Here is a 17,510-nt window from a genome sequence, read left to right as displayed (position 1 = left end):
GATTATCAAGCCATCATGGCATTTCGCCTTTTTACTCAATCAAGGTGTCCTATGAAACGGCAAAAGATTTCCTCCCCCATGCATGTACGCAAAAGGTCCCGTTGGCCACGTAACAATCGCTTGCCACGCGTTCCATGATTTGAACTTTTGCCGCGGTCGCATGAGGTCAGAAGAACCCCTGCGAGCTCAAAAGCCCTACAACTAAATAAGGGGATCTCAAGATGTAACGGGACTAAAGACAATAAAGCGGCCAAGGTGCAGTTTGAAGAAACTAAGGCAATCGGAATTGCCGACCATGTCGCTGGCGTCAGCGGCGGCAGTCGCCCCGGCGCCCGAGTCCCGTTAACGAATAGCGGCTCCCCTTGAGGCGTGGACCCTGCGGTCTTTGGTCCCGTATGGACATAAGAATTGTTGTCTTCCGGCTTAGCCCGCCTTCTAGGAAGCCGAGCTAACGACACTTGACAAGACGTGATCAGAGCGATGGGCTGGTTGTTGGTGCACAATGTGAGATACATTGGCGCGACGAGCACACTTCCGCGTACGGTATTTGTTGTTCCCTTTTTGACTCGCACTCCGATTCCGGATTCCAGACGCCCTGACCCCTGTGACACCTCACAACCTCTTTGGGATGCGCCTAATAATTACAGCCCATTCAAAAAGGACATCATCTTCGTGATGTCCTTTTTACCCGTGACGCGACGTTCGCCGCTTGGTTCTGGGCTTGTTGCACTAATCGCGGTGATGCCGGTGTTTAAGGCGTTCCTTACGGCGCTCTTCGGCCTCATGAAATCGTGCCTGCTCTTCCTCCGTTTCACAAATCAAGGGTGGCACAGGCACTGGCTTCCCCTCTTCATCCAACGCCACAAAGGTTAGATACGCGGTACTCGTTTTTTTCACATCACCCAGATTGAGGTCTTCCCGAAACACATCAACCCCGATTTCCATCGACGTATGTCCCACCCAATTCACTTGGGCTACCAACCGAACCACTTGTCCTACCTTTACCGGGTGGAGAAATTCTAACGAGTCCATAGATGCCGTCACAGCCACCCGTCCAGCATGGCGCCCAGCAGCAATGGCCGCCGCCAAGTCGATCCAATGCATCATTCGTCCGCCCAATATATTGCCCAGCTGGTTTGAGTCTCCGGGCAACACTAACTCCGTCATTTCCGTCCGCGAAAACGCTGGGGTGCGTCGTTCTGTATCCATGAGCGTAAGGTCGTCCTCTCTTTTCAGGTATAGGCCTGTCAACAACAATACATGCTACCATCAACACGGGATGAGGAGGCCAATTATTTGAGTATTAAATCGGGCAAATTTGGCGCACGTCTTAAAAAGGCAAAGCACACCCACGCCTTTCAAAAAAGTCTCAGGGCTCCGACTCTCACCTTATTGACCATTGGTGGCATTATGGGGTCTGGTCTTTTTATGGCCAGTGGCTTAGCAATGCGCATGGCCGGTCCCGTTATTTTAGTATTCTTTGCCGTTGCCGCCGTAGCAATGTATCTTGAAATTTCGGCTTTAGCAGAGATGTCGATCGCATCTCCCACTCCCGGATCTTTTTTAAATTACACCAAACTCGTTTTGGGTCCCGGATGGACATTTGTTGCGGGATGGATCTTCTGGTTCTCAAGTGTGCTGACCATGTCTAGTGAGGTGACAGCAGCCAGTTTGTTTTCCCGGCTATGGTTCCCAAGTATTCCGTTATGGACTTGGTCCTTAGCCTATTCCATTTTCATTGTTGCCGTTAATTTCGTCAGTGTTCGCGGCTTCGGTACGGTTGAAAACATCATGGCAGGGATTAAATCGACGGCAGTCTTATCGTTTTTAATCATTGGCGTCTTATCCGTCACGCATGTCTTACCTATGACGCCGCCCTTGGTTGCACCGCATGGATTCAGTTCGTTACTTCATCATGGAGGTTGGATCCCGAATGGCTGGCTTCATGCCAGTCCCGCCCTATTGCTCGTGCTCTTCGCCTACGCCGGAACCGGTGTCATCGGATTAGCCGCGGCGGAAACAAAAAATCCTACGACCACCATTGCCCGCGCGGTACGGTGGACCGTAGCCTTAATCGTCTTGATGTATATCGGCTCGATGTTCCTAATCCTGAATTTAGTGCCGTGGAATAAAATGTCCTCCCAAATCTCTCCCTTTGTTCTCGCCATCCGCGCCACACACGTCCCATATGGGGGATTCGTCATGAATTTTGTCCTCTTATTTGCCGTGCTGTCCACAATGAATGCCGCACTCTATTCGAATGTCCGTGTCCTTTATGGCTTATCACACGCCCACCAAGCCCCCAAGGTTCTAGGACGTCTCAACGCCAAAGGTATTCCGGCCAATGCGATTTGGATGAGTGCTGGCCTTTTAGCACTCACCATTATTCTAGCCTATGTGCTGCCCCAAAAAGCCTATGCCTATCTCGTCACCGCAACGGGATTTCAAGCCATGTTCATTTGGTTCATGGTTTTGTTGACCCAATTATACTATCGACCCTACTTGCAAAAACACCATCCGGATAGGCTCACATATAAACTATGGGGCTTTCCTTATACCACCTACTTTGTCATCCTCATCGTCTTCATCGCCCTCGCAACCTCTCCGCTCGCTACGGGCGAAGCGATGGGCGCCATCGTGGGATTTGGGGGCATCGTTGTCGCGTGGATTGTCTGGCTGTGGCTCCGCCCACGTATTCTCGCCGCCATCCATAACGAACCCTAATCCTGTTGCACGTCACGTTGACTAATGGATAAATATACTACCCCCACAATAAGGGCGATCCCAAGAACAGCACTGACCACACCATCTCCATATCCCAATCCCGTCATACTTGGCGGTTTGGCTGTCCAATCCGCAAACGACGCCCCTAAAGGTCTGGTCAGCACATAGGCAACCCAAAAAACCCATATTGTGTTGAAACCTAACACGTACGCCACACCCGTTAAAACGAATAAGGCCAAAAATAATAATCCCGAAGGCAAATACCCCAGATGCAGGGTCGTGGCCGTCATGTCCCCTGTGGCGGTCCCCATCGCAAAAGTCGCCAACACCGCCGCCCAATAAAACAACTCGCGTCGTTTCGTATCGATGCGGTGAATCGACACCGTTTTCTCTGTCTTATACCAAGTTCTAAACACCACGGCTAAAACGACCGCAAAGACCGTACTCGACAGATAATAGGGCACGCCTAAAGCTACATGCATGGAATCCGCGACCATCGTCCCAAAAATCGCCACCATCAGAACCACAAACCAGTAAATCGGGGCGATATAACGAGGCGCATGCCATTGCCACACAAACGCGACCACAAACCCCATGAACCCCAATCCAACCGCCAAATAGGGATTCAGGTGATGGACAAGATAATCAGAAGTCGCTTCCCCCATTGCCGTCGTTAACAATTTTAAGACCCAAAAATATGCGGTAATAGCCGGCACTTTATTCAACGACGAGCGCGTGAGCCTCTGGTTAATAAACAAGGACTGGTTCATTCTCCTTGGGGCAAACAAATAACCGAGCCCCGTCCCTCCTTTGCCCGGATAATGGCGGAACCCGCATATCGCAACAAATGTCGTCCGATTCTCGGCTAATAATATCACATGATCCATGGATTGTCGGTGGAGTTCCACAGCGTGCTTGGACAACGCCCTGGATGATTAGACCTGGGCCGTATCGAGCACTGCCACGGCTTCAACATGGTCCGTCCGCGGAAACATGTCCACAGGGGTCACCGCTGTCAACCGATATTCTGGCGACAAAAGCTGCACATCTCGCGCCAGGGTATCCGGATTGCAGCTGATGTAGACAATGCGCGAAGGATGTAATCGCTTTAAACGACTCAGCACATGGCTATCGACGCCTTTGCGCGGGGGATCCATCAGCACGACATCTGGCTTTCGCAAAACGTTCTCATCAATGACATCCTCAACGCGTCCTGTTATCATTTGTATATTGTGCAGGCCATTGAGCGCAAAGTTTTTCCGTGCATCCGAAGCCGCCGCCGAATTCAGTTCAATCGCGTAAACCTTTTGGGCCCGTGCACTAGCCAAAGACGCCAACGTCCCAACGCCCGCATATAGGTCCCACAACACCCCCGTGCTTTCTGGAATATTGTCGAGCGCTAAGCGGTACAACCGCTCAACTTGTTCGGGATTGACTTGGAAAAATGATTCAAAGGAGACATGGAAAGACAGCCCCAATATCTGATCAATGATCGTACTTTGCCCGTGCAATAACCGGGTGGAGGGGCCCAATATACGATTGGTGCGTTCCGTATTGATGTTGAGCCCCACTCCCTTAATATGCGGGTTATCCGCCATCAAATCCCTAGCATACGCGGAAAGATTGGGATCAAAAGCGGTCGCTACAATTAATACAAGCAAGTCCTTGGTCGCACGCGCCGAGCGAATCAACAAATGCCGCAACAAGCCCTGTCCTGTTGTCTCTTGATACGCGGTGAAGTGATAGGGACGGGCCAGTTCCGGAGCACGACGCAGCACCCGATTAATGCCCTCATCTTGAATAAGACACGATGCCAACTCCACTAATTGATGACTGCCCCGTGCATAAAGACCCAAACTGAGCTGCTGCCCTTGCTGGCCCCACGGAAACTGCCCCTTATTGCGGTAATAATCCGGCCTAGTCGCTGGGACAATAGCGAAAAGAGGGGGTTCCGGAATTTTGGCAATCCGTTTGAGGGCCTGCCGCACCCACTCTTGTTTGTATTCCGTTTCCGCACGGTAATCCCAATGTTGAAAACTGCAGCCCCCACATTGCTCAGCGTAGGAGCAAACTGGTGTGATCCGGCTCGAGCTGGGCTCGAGAATGGCCTCGATGCGTCCGTTCGCATACCGCGGCTTCACCTGGGTCACCTGCGCGCGCACCAATTCCCCGGGCAAGGCATCGTCAACGAAAAAGATGCGCCCATCAGGCAAATAGGCTACACCCTGGCCAGACTGCCCCATCCGCTCAATGCGCACGGTGTATGACTCCTCTAAACGGGCTCTCATTGCACCGCTGCCTCCTCAAAAACCATGCTCGATCCCTCATGACGCAACTCAATACCCAATGGCACGGTTAAATTGGTTGGCCCGTGTCCTGCCCAAAATCCCCACCACGCCGGAATTTGATGTTGAAGGGCGAAGTCTTGCACCACCTCACGCACCTGATACCCTCGTTCATCTTGTGAATCGCAGCGCGTCGCTTCGCCAAACACAAGCCCCACCGCGCCTTCAAGACTGCCCGATTGGTACAATTGTTGAAGCATACGGTCCACCCGATAAGGAGCTTCTTGTACTTCCTCTAAGTAGCACACACTCCCTTGCAATGACGGAAAATACGGCGTGCCAATAAGCGATGTCAACACCGCGAGATTGCCGCCTTGCCAACAAGCCTGCGGCAGCTCTAGCACAGACGGCAAAAGCGGTTCTAAGGGGACCGGCCCCAAAGCCGTCATATCCCCTCGCAACACCGCTATAGCCGTCTCGCCATTTATTCCGGTCCAATCGCTTTCCATCATGGGCCCATGAAACGTCACCCAGCCGCACACCGTTTGCCAGAAACTATGGAGGGCCGTCATATCGCTATAGCCTAGAAATATTTTGGGCTTAATATCCCGCCAATCGTACCTAGCCAAATAAGGCAAAACCCGTGCGCTGCCATAGCCCCCACGGGCGGCAAAGATAGCATCGACAGATGGATCATTCACGGCATCCACGATATCTTGCGCACGGTCTACGTCGCGCCCAGCGAAAATCCGGTCCACATCATAGACATGACTTCCCATCGATACCCGGTATCCCCGCTGCTGCAACCAAGCTGCCGTGCGGTCCACGGCGGCTTGGTTGCAGATAGAAGCTGGCGCTACAACGCGGATATGAGCCCCATCGCGCAACCGCTTAGGTTTTTGCATAGTCTGCTATCACGCCTTTAAGAATCGCATTGACCATGTCTGGTTTGGCTTGACCTTTGGTTTGCTTCATGACTTGTCCAACCAAAAATCCTAGCGCCTTTTCCTTGCCATTGAGATAATCTTGAACAACATGAGGGTTGTCCGCCACTACTTGCTGCACAACCGCTTGGATGGCGCCATGGTCCGTAATTTGACTCACACCCATGGCTTCAACGGTCTGTGCAGCCGTTGCACCACTTTCATACATCCGGTCCAAAACCTCTTTAGCCATACGTCCCGATAAGGTGCCGTTCGCAATCAACCGTAACAAATCCGCCAATGCCGCCGGCGTGACGCGAGGCGTCAACCAGGTATCACCATGGGCGTTGAGAAGGCGAGACAAATCGGACAAAATCCAGTTCGTAACTTGGCGTTTGTCCTCATAATGCGTAGTAGCTTCCCGCCAATATTCCCAAAGGGCGCGGTCCCCCACAATGATTTCTGCCTCTTTGGCCGTCACCCCGGCTCGCTGTAACTCCTCGCGCAACACAGTCGGTGCCGGCGGCAAGCTGCGGGCCACCCGCTCAATCGCCTCTTGGGTCAGCACTAAAGGCGGCAGATCGGGCTCGGGAAAGTACCGGTAGTCGTTCGCTTCCTCTTTACTGCGCTGACTGTAGGTGCGACCATTTTGATCGTCAAATCCCCGGGTTTCTTTCACAATCCGTTCGCCTCGCGCGAGCAATTCGGCTTGCCTGGCCACCTCATATTCAATGCCTCTTTGCACATTGCGAATCGAATTGACGTTTTTAATTTCTACCCGCGGCAAGTCTTCCAGCGAACCGACGTAATCATGTGGGCGCAGTGAGACATTCGCATCACAGCGCATGGAGCCCTCCTCCATCCGCAAATCGGAGATGTCGAGATAACTTAGCACGTTGCGCAGCTCCGTTAAGTATAACCGCGCTTCATCAGCCGAGCGCATATCCGGTTCCGACACAATTTCAATTAAGGGCACGCCCGCACGATTAAGGTCCACCAACGACCCCTTGGAATCCCCCAGACGTATTCCCAAATGGTTGAGCTTCCCCGCGTCTTCTTCCATGTGAATACGGCGTACCGTCACCTCTTTCACCACATGCCCATCCACAATAATAGGCACAGCACCATACTCCGCTAAAGGTTGATCATATTGCGAAATTTGGTAGGCTTTAGGAAGGTCAGGATAGAAGTACTGCTTGCGGTCAAATTTTGAAAAGGGATGCACCGTACACCGTAAAGCCAGAGCGGCCTTAACAGCGTAGGCTACCGCCTCTTCGTTGAGCACCGGCAAGACCCCAGGCATCCCTAAGCATACCGGACAGGTATGGGTATTGGGTTCGGCCCCAAAAGACGCCGAACAAGAACAAAATAGCTTAGACTGGGTTTTCAGCTCGACATGTACTTCCAGTCCAATAATCACATCATACCCGCTATTCATGCCTCGCCTCCTAAACCTGGCCACGTTGAAGATGGCCACAACTCTTCAAAGCCGCGCGCAACCTGCAACAGGCGGTCCTCTCCCATCACCGGCCCCAACCACTGAATCCCCACCGGCAGTCCATCAGCCAACCCCGCTGGAGTAGATATGGCCGGAATTCCCGCCAAGTTGGCGGTTACGGTGTAGACGTCTGATAAATACATTTGCAAAGGATCGCTGCTCTTTTCGCCAAAGCGAAAGGCAACGTCTGGCGTTGTAGGCGTGAGAATAACGTCCACCAAGGCAAAAGCTTGCTCGAAGTCTTTCCGAATCAACGTCCGGACTTTCTGCGCTTTAAGATAATAGGCATCATAATATCCCGCAGACAGCGCGTGCGTACCTAAAAGAATGCGGCGTTTAACTTCCGGTCCAAAGCCCTGGGCTCGAGTGTTTTCATACATCTCTAGTAAATCGGCCCCTGATGCCCGGTAGCCATAGCGTACCCCATCAAAGCGCGAGAGATTGCTCGACGCCTCAGCGGGCGCGATCAAATAATAGGTGGCAATCGCATACGCTGTATGCGGCAACGATACTTCGACCACAGAAGCCCCTTGGGCCTCCAATTGCGTGATGACGTCTTGCAGGCGTTGGGCCACCACGCCGCCAAGGTCAGCCGAGAGATATTCTTTGGGAACTCCCACACGAAGCCCCTTCCAATCCACCGGACCCTCTGATACCCGCGCTGTTTCAGCACGCATGGAGGTGGCGTCCAACGGATCATATCCCGCAATAATATCGTAGAGCAATGCGACATCGTCCACACTCCGGGCCAAAGGACCGATCTGGTCGAGGCTCGATGCATAGGCGATCAGTCCATATCGCGACACCCGCCCATAACTCGGTTTCAGCCCCGTCACGCCACAGTAACTCGCCGGCTGGCGAATCGAGCCCCCCGTATCCGAACCCAAGGCGATAGGCACCATCCGTGCCGCAACAGCCGCGGCCGAACCACCACTCGAACCGCCGGGCACGCGACTTAAATCCCATGGATTATGGGTCAGTTGATACGCGGAATGCTCTGTGGAAGACCCCATGGCAAACTCATCCATATTGGTCTTGCCCACAATAATGGCGCCTGCCGCCTTCAAACGGTTAACCACAGTGGCATTATAAGGTGCCATAAATCCTTCTAAAATCTTCGAAGCTGCCGTGGTGGGCATGTCCATTGTGGTCATATTGTCTTTCACCGCTACCGGCACTCCCGCCAGCGGCATCTGTTGCCGTTCGTCGTCGGAGAGCGCATCAATTGCTCGCGCTTGGTTCAGGGCTCCTTGCACGTCAAGATGCAAAAAAGCTCCTACTAGGGGTTCCAATGCCGTAATGCGGTCGGCAACTTCCCTGACACATTCAGTGGCCGACATTTCTTTGCGATGGACCCTTTGGGAAATTTCCGTAGCCGTCATGTCATAAGCCCGCATTAGGCGTCGCCTCCATCCATAATCCGCGGTACACCAAACATATGATCGCGGGGATCGGGCGCATTCTTTAACGCAGCATCTACTGGCAAAGATGGCTTGACCTCATCGGCCCTCAAAGGCATAGCCAATCCCATAACGTGCATCGTCGGCTCAACAGTGTCCGTATCCAATTGGCTCAACTGTGCCACATACTCCAACACCCGGTCTAAATCTTGGGTTATTTGGGCAATCTCGTCCGATTCTACGCGCAAGCGCGCAAGGCGTGCAACATGTTTGACTTGTATTTCCGACAAAGCCACAGCATATCCCTCCATAACCTCCAAAGTATACCATGCTTGGAATGAGAGTAAAAAGCTTGACGAGATAAGGGCCCCGTTGCGATTTTCCACGCCCAACCCCCGCGTTATAATGAAGACCATGAGGTACCCCGCAGGAATAACTTGAGCACCTTATAAAGAAAAAAAGGAGCCGATCTTGATGCGCCAAAGGGCGTTGCCCTTCGTTATCGCCGGATTGTGCGTGGCCGTCTTCTTTTACTTTTTTCCACGCCGAACAGAATCTTTAACCCTAACTCGGACCGGCCCCGTCACCCACTTAGGCGAGAGTTTCGATGCAGGCTTTATTGAAATTACCGTGGACTCCGTCACCTTTGAAGATCCTCAAACGTCTTCAAGCGTCGTGCCTTCTGTGGCGCTTCCCGCGGCATTACGCGTAGGAGACACGGTAACCGCAATGGGCCAATGGACGGCCAATATGCCGTGGTGGCAAACGCACCCTGCACCGCCGGAAGTTGTCACGCTAATCGCCATTCGCCGCGCAACATCCCGCTAGCTCTTGACTCGCGATAAAGAAACCCGGACCTCTTCCTTTCAGAAGACGTCCGGGCTTGTAACGCTTTTCCTTAACGAAAATGACAAGCGACCCAATGATCGGGTTCCGATTCTTTAAGGACCGGCCGCTCCACGCGACACTTTTCTTGCGCGATGGGGCACCGTGTATGAAACCGGCATCCAGACGGTGGATTCACAGGGCTTGGCACATCCCCTTGTAAAATGATGCGCTCCCGTTTGATATCGGGATTGGGAATGGGAATGGCAGAAAACAACGCCTCGGTATAGGGATGAAGCGGTTTACGGTAGATATCTTCAGAACTAGCAATTTCCGCCATAGCTCCTAAATACATTACACCGACCCGGTCGGAAATATGCCGAATAACGTTCAAACCATGGGCGATAAACAGGTACGTTAGCCCAAATTCCGCCTGCAAGTCTTCCAACAAGTTGAGAATCTGAGACTGAATGGACACATCCAACGCCGATACAGGTTCGTCCGCCACAATCAGCTTAGGATTTAGTGCCAATGCCCGGGCGATCCCAATACGCTGACGCTGGCCCCCAGAAAACTCATGCGGATACCGACGCATATGATAAGACGCCAATCCGACCACATCCAGCAATTCCCGCACCCGCGCTTCGCGTTCTTTGCGGTTGCCCATGTGGTGAATCACCAACGGTTCTTCAATGATTTGTTCCACCGACATGCGCGGGTTTAAGGAGCCAAAGGGATCTTGAAAGATAATTTGCATCTGCCGACGCAAAGCCCGCATTTGCTGCTTGTTGTAATGCGTAATGTCTTGCCCTTCAAACTTTATTGTGCCCGATGTGGGTTCAATAAGACGCAATACCGCCCGGCCAGTGGTCGTTTTTCCACAACCGGATTCTCCCACTAACCCCAATGTCTCACCGCGACGCAAATCAAAACTAACGCCATCCACCGCTTTGACATGGCCCACCACCCGCGAAAACAATCCTCCCGTAATGGGAAAATATTTCGTCAGATCACGAACTTCCATTAAGACTTCATGCGGCTGGTTTTCCATCACAGCACTCATGAGGCTACCTCCTTACCCGAGCCATCCGTCGGGGGATCGACATGTTGGGGATCCACATGCATCCAGCAGCTCACCTTACGTCCCTCCGACACCGCCGTGAGTGTTGGCGCCTTCTCGCGGCATACATCCATGGCTTTGGGACACCGCGGCGCAAATGTACACCCTTTCGGCAAGTGCAACGGATTTGGCACGGTCCCATCGATGACGTGAAGTTTCTCACTTGTGGGCTGATCCAAACGCGGGATCGATTCTAACAGACCTTGCGTATAAGGATGCAAAGGCTCTCGAAAGAGATCCACCGTAGGACTTTCTTCTACAATCTTCCCGGCATACATCACGACGACACGGTCAGCCATTTCCGCAACCACACCCAGATCGTGCGTAATCAGCATAATCGCCGTGTGAAATTCACGTTTCAACTTGCGCATGAGGTCCAAAATCTGCGCCTGAATGGTCACATCCAATGCCGTGGTAGGCTCGTCCGCGATAAGCAAGGAGGGATTACAAGACATAGCCATCGCAATCATCACCCGCTGCCGCATTCCCCCTGACATCTGGTGCGGATATTCATGCGCCCTTTTTTCCGGTGAAGGAATACCCACTTCCCGCAACATCTCGACAGCTCGTTCCCATGCTTTCCGCTTGTCAAGCTTTTGATGCAATATCACGGCTTCTGCAATCTGATCGCCTATGGTGTAAACGGGATTGAGCGACGTCATGGGCTCTTGAAAGATCATGGCAATCTGGTTGCCACGAATTTTGCGCATTTCATCCGGACTCTTCTTTAAAAGATCCTCGCCTTGAAAAAGAATTTCGCCGCCCACGATCTTACCGGGAGGTGAGGGAATTAATTGCATAATAGATAGCGATGTCACGCTTTTGCCGCAACCTGACTCTCCGACCACAGCGAGCGTTTCTTCTGAATCGATATAAAAGCTCACCTGATCCACGGACTTAACCGGACCGTCTTCCGTGAAAAAGTAGGTGCTTAAATTCTTTACGTCCAGTACCCTATGCGGCACACCGCTCTCTCCTTCCCACTGGCCCCTGCTATAAAAACCCTGACAGAATCCGACAACTTAACGACCCTATTATACGGGCTGCTTTTATCACCTGCAATGGTCTTGCCTTCCTGCCTTAACCGTTAACGGCCGTCGTCTGATCCGGTCAACGGACTGCCTGATTTCGCCATCCACTCCAAAAATTCCTGCTCACTCATAATCGGCACAGATAATTCCAATGCCTTCGCCACTTTCGATCCGGGTTTGTCGCCCGCAATCACTAGGGCCGTGCGCCTCGATACCGATGATGCCACTTTGCCACCAGCTTGGGTAATCCACGCTTCTAATTGTTTTCTGGGCATTTGCCCAAATGTTCCCGTCACGACAATGGTTTTCCCGGTCACTGGGGTTTCTTTCATCACGGCCTGCTGCTCAGTCATGTTCACCCCTAGCTGCCGGAGATTCGCAATGACCTCCCGGTTAAGGGGTTGGGCAAAGAAATGCACAACGCTATTGGCAATCGTCTCCCCAATTTCAGATACGGCTATCAGGTCTTCAGCGGATGCAGACGCTAACTTGTCCATAGTGTGAAAATGGCTTGCCAAGAGGGTCGCTACACGCTGTCCCACAAAGCGCATCCCCAAAGCAAAAATTAAACGGTGAAGCGGCTGGCTCTTGCTGTCTTCGATGCTGCGCAATAAATTCGTAGCAGACATCTCGCCAAATCGCGGCAACGCCGTAAGATCTGCCCGTGACAAACGATAGAGATCGTCCACGCGGCGCACCAGGCCCGCGGATAGGAGCAAGTCTACCGTTTTGTCGCCTAACCCCTCAATATCCATCGCATCACGGGAACCAAAATGAATCAGGCTTTCGCGCAATTGAGCAGGACACGCCATTCCTCCAGTGCATCGGTAGGCCGATTCGCCAGGAAGCCGTACCACTTCCGACCCGCACACGGGACATACCTGCGGAAACACAAACGGTACCGCATCTTTAGGCCGCAGTGTCTTTTCAACGCGAACAACCTCCGGGATAATTTCCCCCGCTTTACGGACGTAAACCGAGTCTCCTACCCGAATATCCCGCTCCCGGATGATATCTTCGTTGTGCAATGAGGCCCGACTGACTGTGGTCTGGGCCACCGTAACCGGCTGCAAAATAGCCGTCGGTGTGAGCACCCCCGTGCGACCGACGGATATTTCAATGTCTTTGACTACCGTCAGGACTTCTTCCGGCGGAAACTTGTAAGCGACGGCCCACCGTGGCGCCTTTTGCGTTTCTCCTAATTGATCTTGCAGCGCTAAATCATCGAGTTTGATAACCAAACCATCTGTGTCATAATTCAGCGGCTGTCTGGCCGTCGACCAGTGCTGGACATACGAAATAATCTGATCCACGCTGTCACAGCGCTGAAAATGCGGTTCAACCGGAAGTCCGGCCTCCCGTAAAAATTCCAAGGCTGCATGTTGTGTAGCAATCACGGGATGTGGGGCATCGGCTACCCACTGCCGAATTTGATAAAAAAACGCGGCAAGTTCACGTTCCGCTGTAACTTGGGGATCAAGCTGACGCAACGAGCCCGCCGCCGCATTGCGGGGATTGGCAAAAAGCGGCTGTCCTTCTTCTTCGCGCCGATTGTTCAGTGCTTCAAACGCTGTCCGCGGCATATAGACCTCTCCGCGGATTTCCATACTGACCGGGGTAGCAAGGGTCTGTGGAATGGCATGGATCATGCGCACGTTGGCGGTAACATCTTCCCCCGTGCTCCCATCTCCGCGGGTCGCCGCCTGAATCAAATGACCGTCTTGATACGTCACGACGACGCTTAATCCATCAATTTTTAATTCAGCGGTAAAAGCTGGATCCGCCAGGCCTAAAGAGGACGCAACTCGGAGATAAAAATCTCGGAGTTCTTCTTCGCTATGCACATTGTTAAGGCTAAGCACACGGGGGGAAAAATGAACCACACCCAGCTGAGGGTTCGCTGAGCCGCCCACTTGCCTAGTTACCGAGGTTTGTGAACGCCATTGGGGGTAATCGCGTTCCAACGCGGACAATTCCTGAACAAGACTGTCATATTCCGCATCCGTAATTTCCGGGGCATCCAGATCATAATAGCGATGATTGTGATAGGCAATCGCTTCTTGAAGTTGCCGGATGCGGTGCTCAATTGCGCTTGCGTCCGAAGCCATTAAACGCTTTCCGCTCCTTCACGGCTGAGTTGGGCGAACCGGGCAAGAAATGAGCGAACGCCTCCACCGGGAAATGCTATCGTCAATTCAAGGTTGTCCCCTTCACCCCGCATTGCCACAATGGTCCCCCAGCCAAAACGGGGATGCCGCACCTTTTCTCCAATCACTAATCCTGTCAATTGATGGTCTTTCTGCGTCATGGCCCGATCCGCAGGGGCAACGCGTTTGGGCATATCCACCAAGGATGAAGGAATTTCCGCAATGAACCGTGAGACTGGATTTTGTTGAGTCCGCCCAAGCATTGTTCGGGTTTTCGCGTACGACAAGTACAATTCGTCTTGAGCGCGGGTAATGCCTACATACATGAGTCGCCGTTCCTCTTCCAAATTGCCTTCGTCAATCGATCGCATGTGGGGGCATATACCTTCCTCCAATCCCCCAATAATCACAACAGGAAACTCCAACCCTTTTGCACTGTGCAACGTCATCAACCACACGCCGCCACTATCTTCTTGCGTTTGATCCCAGTCTGAGACCAACGCGACTTGGGCTAGAAATTCGCCGAGGTCATGGGTTCCTTGATCATCTTCAAACCGCTTAGCTTCGGATAGCAACTCCCCGATATTTTCCATGCGGTCTTGCGCTTCGCGGCTATGATCCATACGAAATAGAGCCATAATGCCACTTTCTTCTGCCACGCGCTGGGTCAAGTCTGCCAACGACCCCTCTAATCCTGATTGCCAGCTCTCGAAGAGCCGATGTAACTCGCGACAGGCTTTCTGCGCCTGTGATGACAACCCCGTCACCGAGGACGCTTCCCCCAATGCTTCATACAGAGACAGACCGTTGGCTTGCTGATAGGCTCGAATCTTTTCAATCGCAACGTCGCCAATTCCGCGACGAGGAAAATTGATAATGCGCGCTAACGAAAAGTCATCTTGGCGATTAAAAAGCACCTTTAGGTACGCCAATAAGTCTTTAACTTCTTTTCGTTCGTAAAACCGCTTCCCTCCCACTAACCGGTACGCAATGCCCGCCCGGGCCAACGCCATTTCATAGGCTCGAGACTGCGCGTTAGTTCGGTACAATACTGCACATTCGGACAAACTATGTCCACGGCGCACCGCTTCGTGAATCATTTCGGCGGCAAACCACGCCTCAGACTCCTCATCTGGGGCTTCGTAAAGCCGGATTTTGCGCCCCTCACCTTTTGTTGTCCATAATTTTTTCCCCAAACGCTCGGCATTATGTGCCACCACCGCATTGGCCGCATCTAAAATAGTTTGGGTCGAGCGGTAATTTTGTTCTAGGCGAATAATATGTGCCCCCGGAAAATCCCGTTGGAATTCCAAAATATTGCGCATATCGGCGCCACGCCACCCATAAATGGCTTGATCATCATCACCAACCGCACATAAATTCTGCCGGGCACGCGCTAAATGCTGAATCAATCGGTACTGGGCAAGGTTCGTATCTTGATATTCGTCGACAAAAACATAATGAAAACGCTTGTGATAGTGCTCTAACACATCCGGAAATTGGTCGAAGAGCTTCACCGTGAGATAGATAAGGTCATCGAAGTCTAATGCATTGAGCATCTTCAAACGCGTCTGATACTGCTTGTACACTTGTTGCACTTTCTCGTCCACAAATGTCGCCGACGGGTAGTTGTCCGGCGCGATAAAGCCATTTTTCGCACGACTGATGGCATGGACAAATTGCGCAGCGGGCCACTGCTTGTCATCCCAGCCCCATTCTTTAATAATGTCCTTAATCAAGCCTTTGGTATCATCCGTGTCATAAACCAAAAACTGCGGTCCGTATCCCAACCGTTGAATGTCTTGACGCAGAATACGAATCGCAATCGCATGGAAGGTCCCGACCCACATCGAACGGGCTTCTTCACCAACCAACTTGTCAATCCGTTCTTTCATTTCACGAGCGGCTTTATTCGTAAACGTAAAGGCTAATATCTGGCTTGGGTATACGTGGTGATTTTGTAAAAGGTGGGCAATACGATAAGTCAAGGTGCGTGTTTTTCCGCTGCCAGCTCCCGCAAGTAGCAGCAATGGTCCTTCAGTGATTTCACATGCTTCACGTTGTTGCTCATTCAATTCTTGCAGTAAATCCATGGCAGCCTCCCGTAACTTCCTCAACTGCCATTATAGCACGGATACTACGCGTCTAATGGAATGACGCATAATTGCTGCAGGCATAGGACAGACTGGAATCTTCGGGCGCAATCAACACTCGCCGCCTGGCGCAGTGGGCTTTGCTGGGGTTCCCTCCATTCAGAGGCGAGTTTAGCAACGTCCCTTGTATAGACGCGACCAACGCTGTCAGTTCATCCTCAGCCACTTTTGTATTCGGCAAGCAATACCAAATGTCTAAGGATTGTGTATCGTGCCAGGCATAGCCCTTAACCCGTCCATGCTCACTAAACCCGGCTTCTGCCAACAACACTTCCACCCGCATGACTACACCGCCTTACCACAGTAGTGTGTTAAAGTTTTAAGACAAAAAATTATCGGGCTTTCGCCAATCGGTCCAATACGAGACGATAGCCATCCGCGCCAAATGCCAGGGCTCTCTTGACTCGAGAAATCGTAGCCGACGAGGCACCTGTCAAACGAGCAATGTCTTCGTACGTCTGCCCCTGATCCAACAACTGCGCCACCGCAAGGCGCTGGGCAATGGACTGCAGTTCTTGAACGGTTAGCAAATCTTCAAAGAACGCCAAGCATTCCTCCTCGGCCTCCAGGGCCAAGAACGCTTGACACAACATGGCCGTTTCCTTGGTACGAAGCTTTGCATTCATAAAGGACACTCCTATCACCATTATCATGGTCCGTTGTCTTTTCACTATAGCCTATTTTTAGCCAGAGTCAACGACCTCGCATAAAGGAGCGTCACTTGGTGGTAGGCACAATCCGTACAAGCAATGTGCCAACCACATTTTACGCTATTGCACATGGTCACTCCCTCGCCTTCCTGCAGCAAGAGACATGGCAATTTCACGCAGCTTGCGCCTGATGCGTGGCGTCGTGATCGACGATTACCCACGCACACTGGTCGTAAGGTTTACTCATTTACCCGGTCCCCGCGAGCTGATACCTTTCTGACGCAACAAACGCCCCCAAACCACCTATCTAGAGTAAGGAGGTTTAAGCTGCTTGCTGTCAATCTATGAGGATCTCTGATAATATGTTATTAGGTGATTGTATTATGGATGAGCAGTTTGTCAGCATCGGCAAGGCGGCCAAGATGCTCGGTATGAGCATCGACGGACTCCGGAAGTGGGAACGCGAAGGGCGCCTGATTCCGGTGCGTACCGTGACGAATCATCGGCGCTATCGGGTCGCGGACTTACGCGCCCTGATGCACGAGGATGCGCCTGATGTTGCTAAGGATACTCGTTGTCTCCTCTATGCCCGCGGCTCGACCACAAAACAACAAGACGCGGGGAACTTGGATGGTCAACTCGGGCGGTTAACCGCGTTCGCTACGGAGCAGCGATGGACTGTGGTGGCGGCTCTTACCGATGTCGCGAGCGGCTTGAATGAAAAACGGCGGGGTCTCCATCGGTTGCTGGATCT

Annotated in this window: 16 protein-coding genes; 3 read left to right on the top strand and 13 right to left on the bottom strand. The window is 52.3% G+C overall.

The window, feature by feature from the left end; all coding sequences use genetic code 11:
- Positions 1–729: 729 nt before the first annotated feature.
- Positions 730–1,209, bottom strand: coding sequence for an acyl-CoA thioesterase (locus CO251_RS00345; RefSeq protein ID WP_103373832.1), 480 nt, complete (start codon positions 1,207–1,209; stop codon positions 730–732).
- A gap of 87 nt (positions 1,210–1,296) precedes the next feature.
- On the opposite strand from CO251_RS00345, the gene CO251_RS00340 reads away from it, so the two are divergent.
- Positions 1,297–2,724 carry an amino acid permease gene (locus CO251_RS00340; RefSeq protein ID WP_103373831.1) on the top strand — a complete coding sequence of 476 codons (1,428 nt, stop codon included), beginning with the start codon at positions 1,297–1,299 and terminating at the stop codon, positions 2,722–2,724.
- Here the strand turns inward: CO251_RS00340 and CO251_RS00335 are convergent.
- The 6 genes from CO251_RS00335 to gatC all read right to left on the bottom strand — a co-directional run bounded on the left by CO251_RS00335 (position 2,721) and on the right by gatC (position 9,216).
- Positions 2,721–3,482 (bottom strand): hypothetical protein, encoded by a 762-nt coding sequence (locus tag CO251_RS00335; protein WP_242968142.1) that lies wholly within the window; start codon positions 3,480–3,482, stop codon positions 2,721–2,723. The two genes, CO251_RS00340 and CO251_RS00335, sit on opposite strands and share 4 nt — an antisense overlap.
- Before the next feature lie 177 nt (positions 3,483–3,659).
- Entirely contained in the window at positions 3,660–5,012 is a 1,353-nt protein-coding gene (gene rlmD, locus CO251_RS00330) for a 23S rRNA (uracil(1939)-C(5))-methyltransferase RlmD (RefSeq protein ID WP_103373829.1), read from the bottom strand.
- Positions 5,009–5,914 carry an LD-carboxypeptidase gene (locus CO251_RS00325; RefSeq protein WP_103373828.1) on the bottom strand — a complete coding sequence of 302 codons (906 nt, stop codon included), beginning with the start codon at positions 5,912–5,914 and terminating at the stop codon, positions 5,009–5,011. The genes rlmD and CO251_RS00325 overlap by 4 nt, the downstream gene beginning before the upstream one ends.
- Positions 5,901–7,370: an Asp-tRNA(Asn)/Glu-tRNA(Gln) amidotransferase subunit GatB gene (gatB, locus tag CO251_RS00320; protein WP_103373827.1), complete on the bottom strand. Its 1,470-nt coding sequence runs from the start codon at positions 7,368–7,370 to the stop codon at positions 5,901–5,903. The genes CO251_RS00325 and gatB overlap by 14 nt, the downstream gene beginning before the upstream one ends.
- The gene (gatA, locus tag CO251_RS00315) at positions 7,367–8,827 is read right to left on the bottom strand and encodes an Asp-tRNA(Asn)/Glu-tRNA(Gln) amidotransferase subunit GatA (RefSeq protein WP_103373826.1); all 1,461 of its coding nucleotides are present in this window, start codon (positions 8,825–8,827) and stop codon (positions 7,367–7,369) included. The genes gatB and gatA overlap by 4 nt, the downstream gene beginning before the upstream one ends.
- The gene (gene gatC, locus CO251_RS00310; RefSeq protein WP_242968141.1) at positions 8,827–9,216 is read right to left on the bottom strand and encodes an Asp-tRNA(Asn)/Glu-tRNA(Gln) amidotransferase subunit GatC; all 390 of its coding nucleotides are present in this window, start codon (positions 9,214–9,216) and stop codon (positions 8,827–8,829) included. Before gatC ends, gatA begins: the two co-directional genes overlap by 1 nt.
- Before the next feature lie 88 nt (positions 9,217–9,304).
- On the opposite strand from gatC, the gene CO251_RS00305 reads away from it, so the two are divergent.
- The gene (locus tag CO251_RS00305) at positions 9,305–9,658 is read left to right on the top strand and encodes a hypothetical protein (RefSeq protein WP_103373825.1); all 354 of its coding nucleotides are present in this window, start codon (positions 9,305–9,307) and stop codon (positions 9,656–9,658) included.
- A 70-nt stretch (positions 9,659–9,728) separates the two neighbouring features.
- Here CO251_RS00305 and CO251_RS00300 read toward each other — a convergent pair whose 3' ends face one another.
- From CO251_RS00300 to CO251_RS00275, 6 genes are all read right to left on the bottom strand, one after another.
- On the bottom strand, positions 9,729–10,718 hold the full coding sequence (locus tag CO251_RS00300) for an ABC transporter ATP-binding protein (RefSeq protein ID WP_103373824.1): 990 nt from the start codon (positions 10,716–10,718) through the stop codon (positions 9,729–9,731).
- Positions 10,715–11,740 carry an ABC transporter ATP-binding protein gene (locus CO251_RS00295; protein WP_103373823.1) on the bottom strand — a complete coding sequence of 342 codons (1,026 nt, stop codon included), beginning with the start codon at positions 11,738–11,740 and terminating at the stop codon, positions 10,715–10,717. Before CO251_RS00295 ends, CO251_RS00300 begins: the two co-directional genes overlap by 4 nt.
- Positions 11,741–11,862: 122 nt before the next feature.
- A complete protein-coding gene (gene ligA, locus CO251_RS00290) occupies positions 11,863–13,914 on the bottom strand; it encodes an NAD-dependent DNA ligase LigA (protein WP_103373822.1) in 2,052 nt (683 codons plus the stop codon).
- Positions 13,914–16,046, bottom strand: a complete 2,133-nt coding sequence (locus tag CO251_RS00285) for an ATP-dependent helicase (protein ID WP_103373821.1) — start codon at positions 16,044–16,046, stop codon at positions 13,914–13,916. The genes ligA and CO251_RS00285 overlap by 1 nt, the downstream gene beginning before the upstream one ends.
- Positions 16,047–16,098: 52 nt before the next feature.
- Positions 16,099–16,389: a hypothetical protein gene (locus tag CO251_RS00280; protein WP_103373820.1), complete on the bottom strand. Its 291-nt coding sequence runs from the start codon at positions 16,387–16,389 to the stop codon at positions 16,099–16,101.
- 49 nt (positions 16,390–16,438) lie between these two features.
- A complete protein-coding gene (locus CO251_RS00275; RefSeq protein WP_103373819.1) occupies positions 16,439–16,732 on the bottom strand; it encodes a YerC/YecD family TrpR-related protein in 294 nt (97 codons plus the stop codon).
- Positions 16,733–17,139: 407 nt separating this feature from the next.
- Between CO251_RS00275 and CO251_RS00270 the strand changes: the two genes are divergently transcribed.
- Positions 17,140–17,510: MerR family DNA-binding transcriptional regulator (locus CO251_RS00270; RefSeq protein ID WP_158246095.1), on the top strand; the 371-nt coding region annotated here is incomplete at its 3' end.

Origin of the sequence: Sulfobacillus sp. hq2, from assembly GCF_002903155.1 — a bacterium.
Classification (GTDB): domain Bacteria; phylum Bacillota; class Sulfobacillia; order Sulfobacillales; family Sulfobacillaceae; genus Sulfobacillus; species Sulfobacillus thermotolerans.
Note: the sequence above shows the minus strand (reverse complement) of the source record. Positions and strands in the feature narration are given on the sequence as shown.

Bases quoted from the DNA above. Each gene is read 5' to 3' on its own strand.
- CO251_RS00345 (WP_103373832.1), bottom strand. From the start codon at position 1,209: ATGGATACAGAACGACGCACCCCAGCGTTTTCGCGGACGGAAATGACG.
- rlmD (WP_103373829.1), bottom strand. From the start codon at position 5,012: ATGAGAGCCCGTTTAGAGGAGTCATACACCGTGCGCATTGAGCGGATG.
- CO251_RS00325 (WP_103373828.1), bottom strand. From the start codon at position 5,914: ATGCAAAAACCTAAGCGGTTGCGCGATGGGGCTCATATCCGCGTTGTA.
- gatB (WP_103373827.1), bottom strand. From the start codon at position 7,370: ATGAATAGCGGGTATGATGTGATTATTGGACTGGAAGTACATGTCGAG.
- gatA (WP_103373826.1), bottom strand. From the start codon at position 8,827: ATGCGGGCTTATGACATGACGGCTACGGAAATTTCCCAAAGGGTCCAT.
- CO251_RS00305 (WP_103373825.1), top strand. From the start codon at position 9,305: ATGCGCCAAAGGGCGTTGCCCTTCGTTATCGCCGGATTGTGCGTGGCC.
- CO251_RS00300 (WP_103373824.1), bottom strand. From the start codon at position 10,718: ATGAGTGCTGTGATGGAAAACCAGCCGCATGAAGTCTTAATGGAAGTT.
- ligA (WP_103373822.1), bottom strand. From the start codon at position 13,914: ATGGCTTCGGACGCAAGCGCAATTGAGCACCGCATCCGGCAACTTCAA.
- CO251_RS00285 (WP_103373821.1), bottom strand. From the start codon at position 16,046: ATGGATTTACTGCAAGAATTGAATGAGCAACAACGTGAAGCATGTGAA.
- CO251_RS00280 (WP_103373820.1), bottom strand. From the start codon at position 16,389: ATGCGGGTGGAAGTGTTGTTGGCAGAAGCCGGGTTTAGTGAGCATGGA.
- CO251_RS00275 (WP_103373819.1), bottom strand. From the start codon at position 16,732: ATGAATGCAAAGCTTCGTACCAAGGAAACGGCCATGTTGTGTCAAGCG.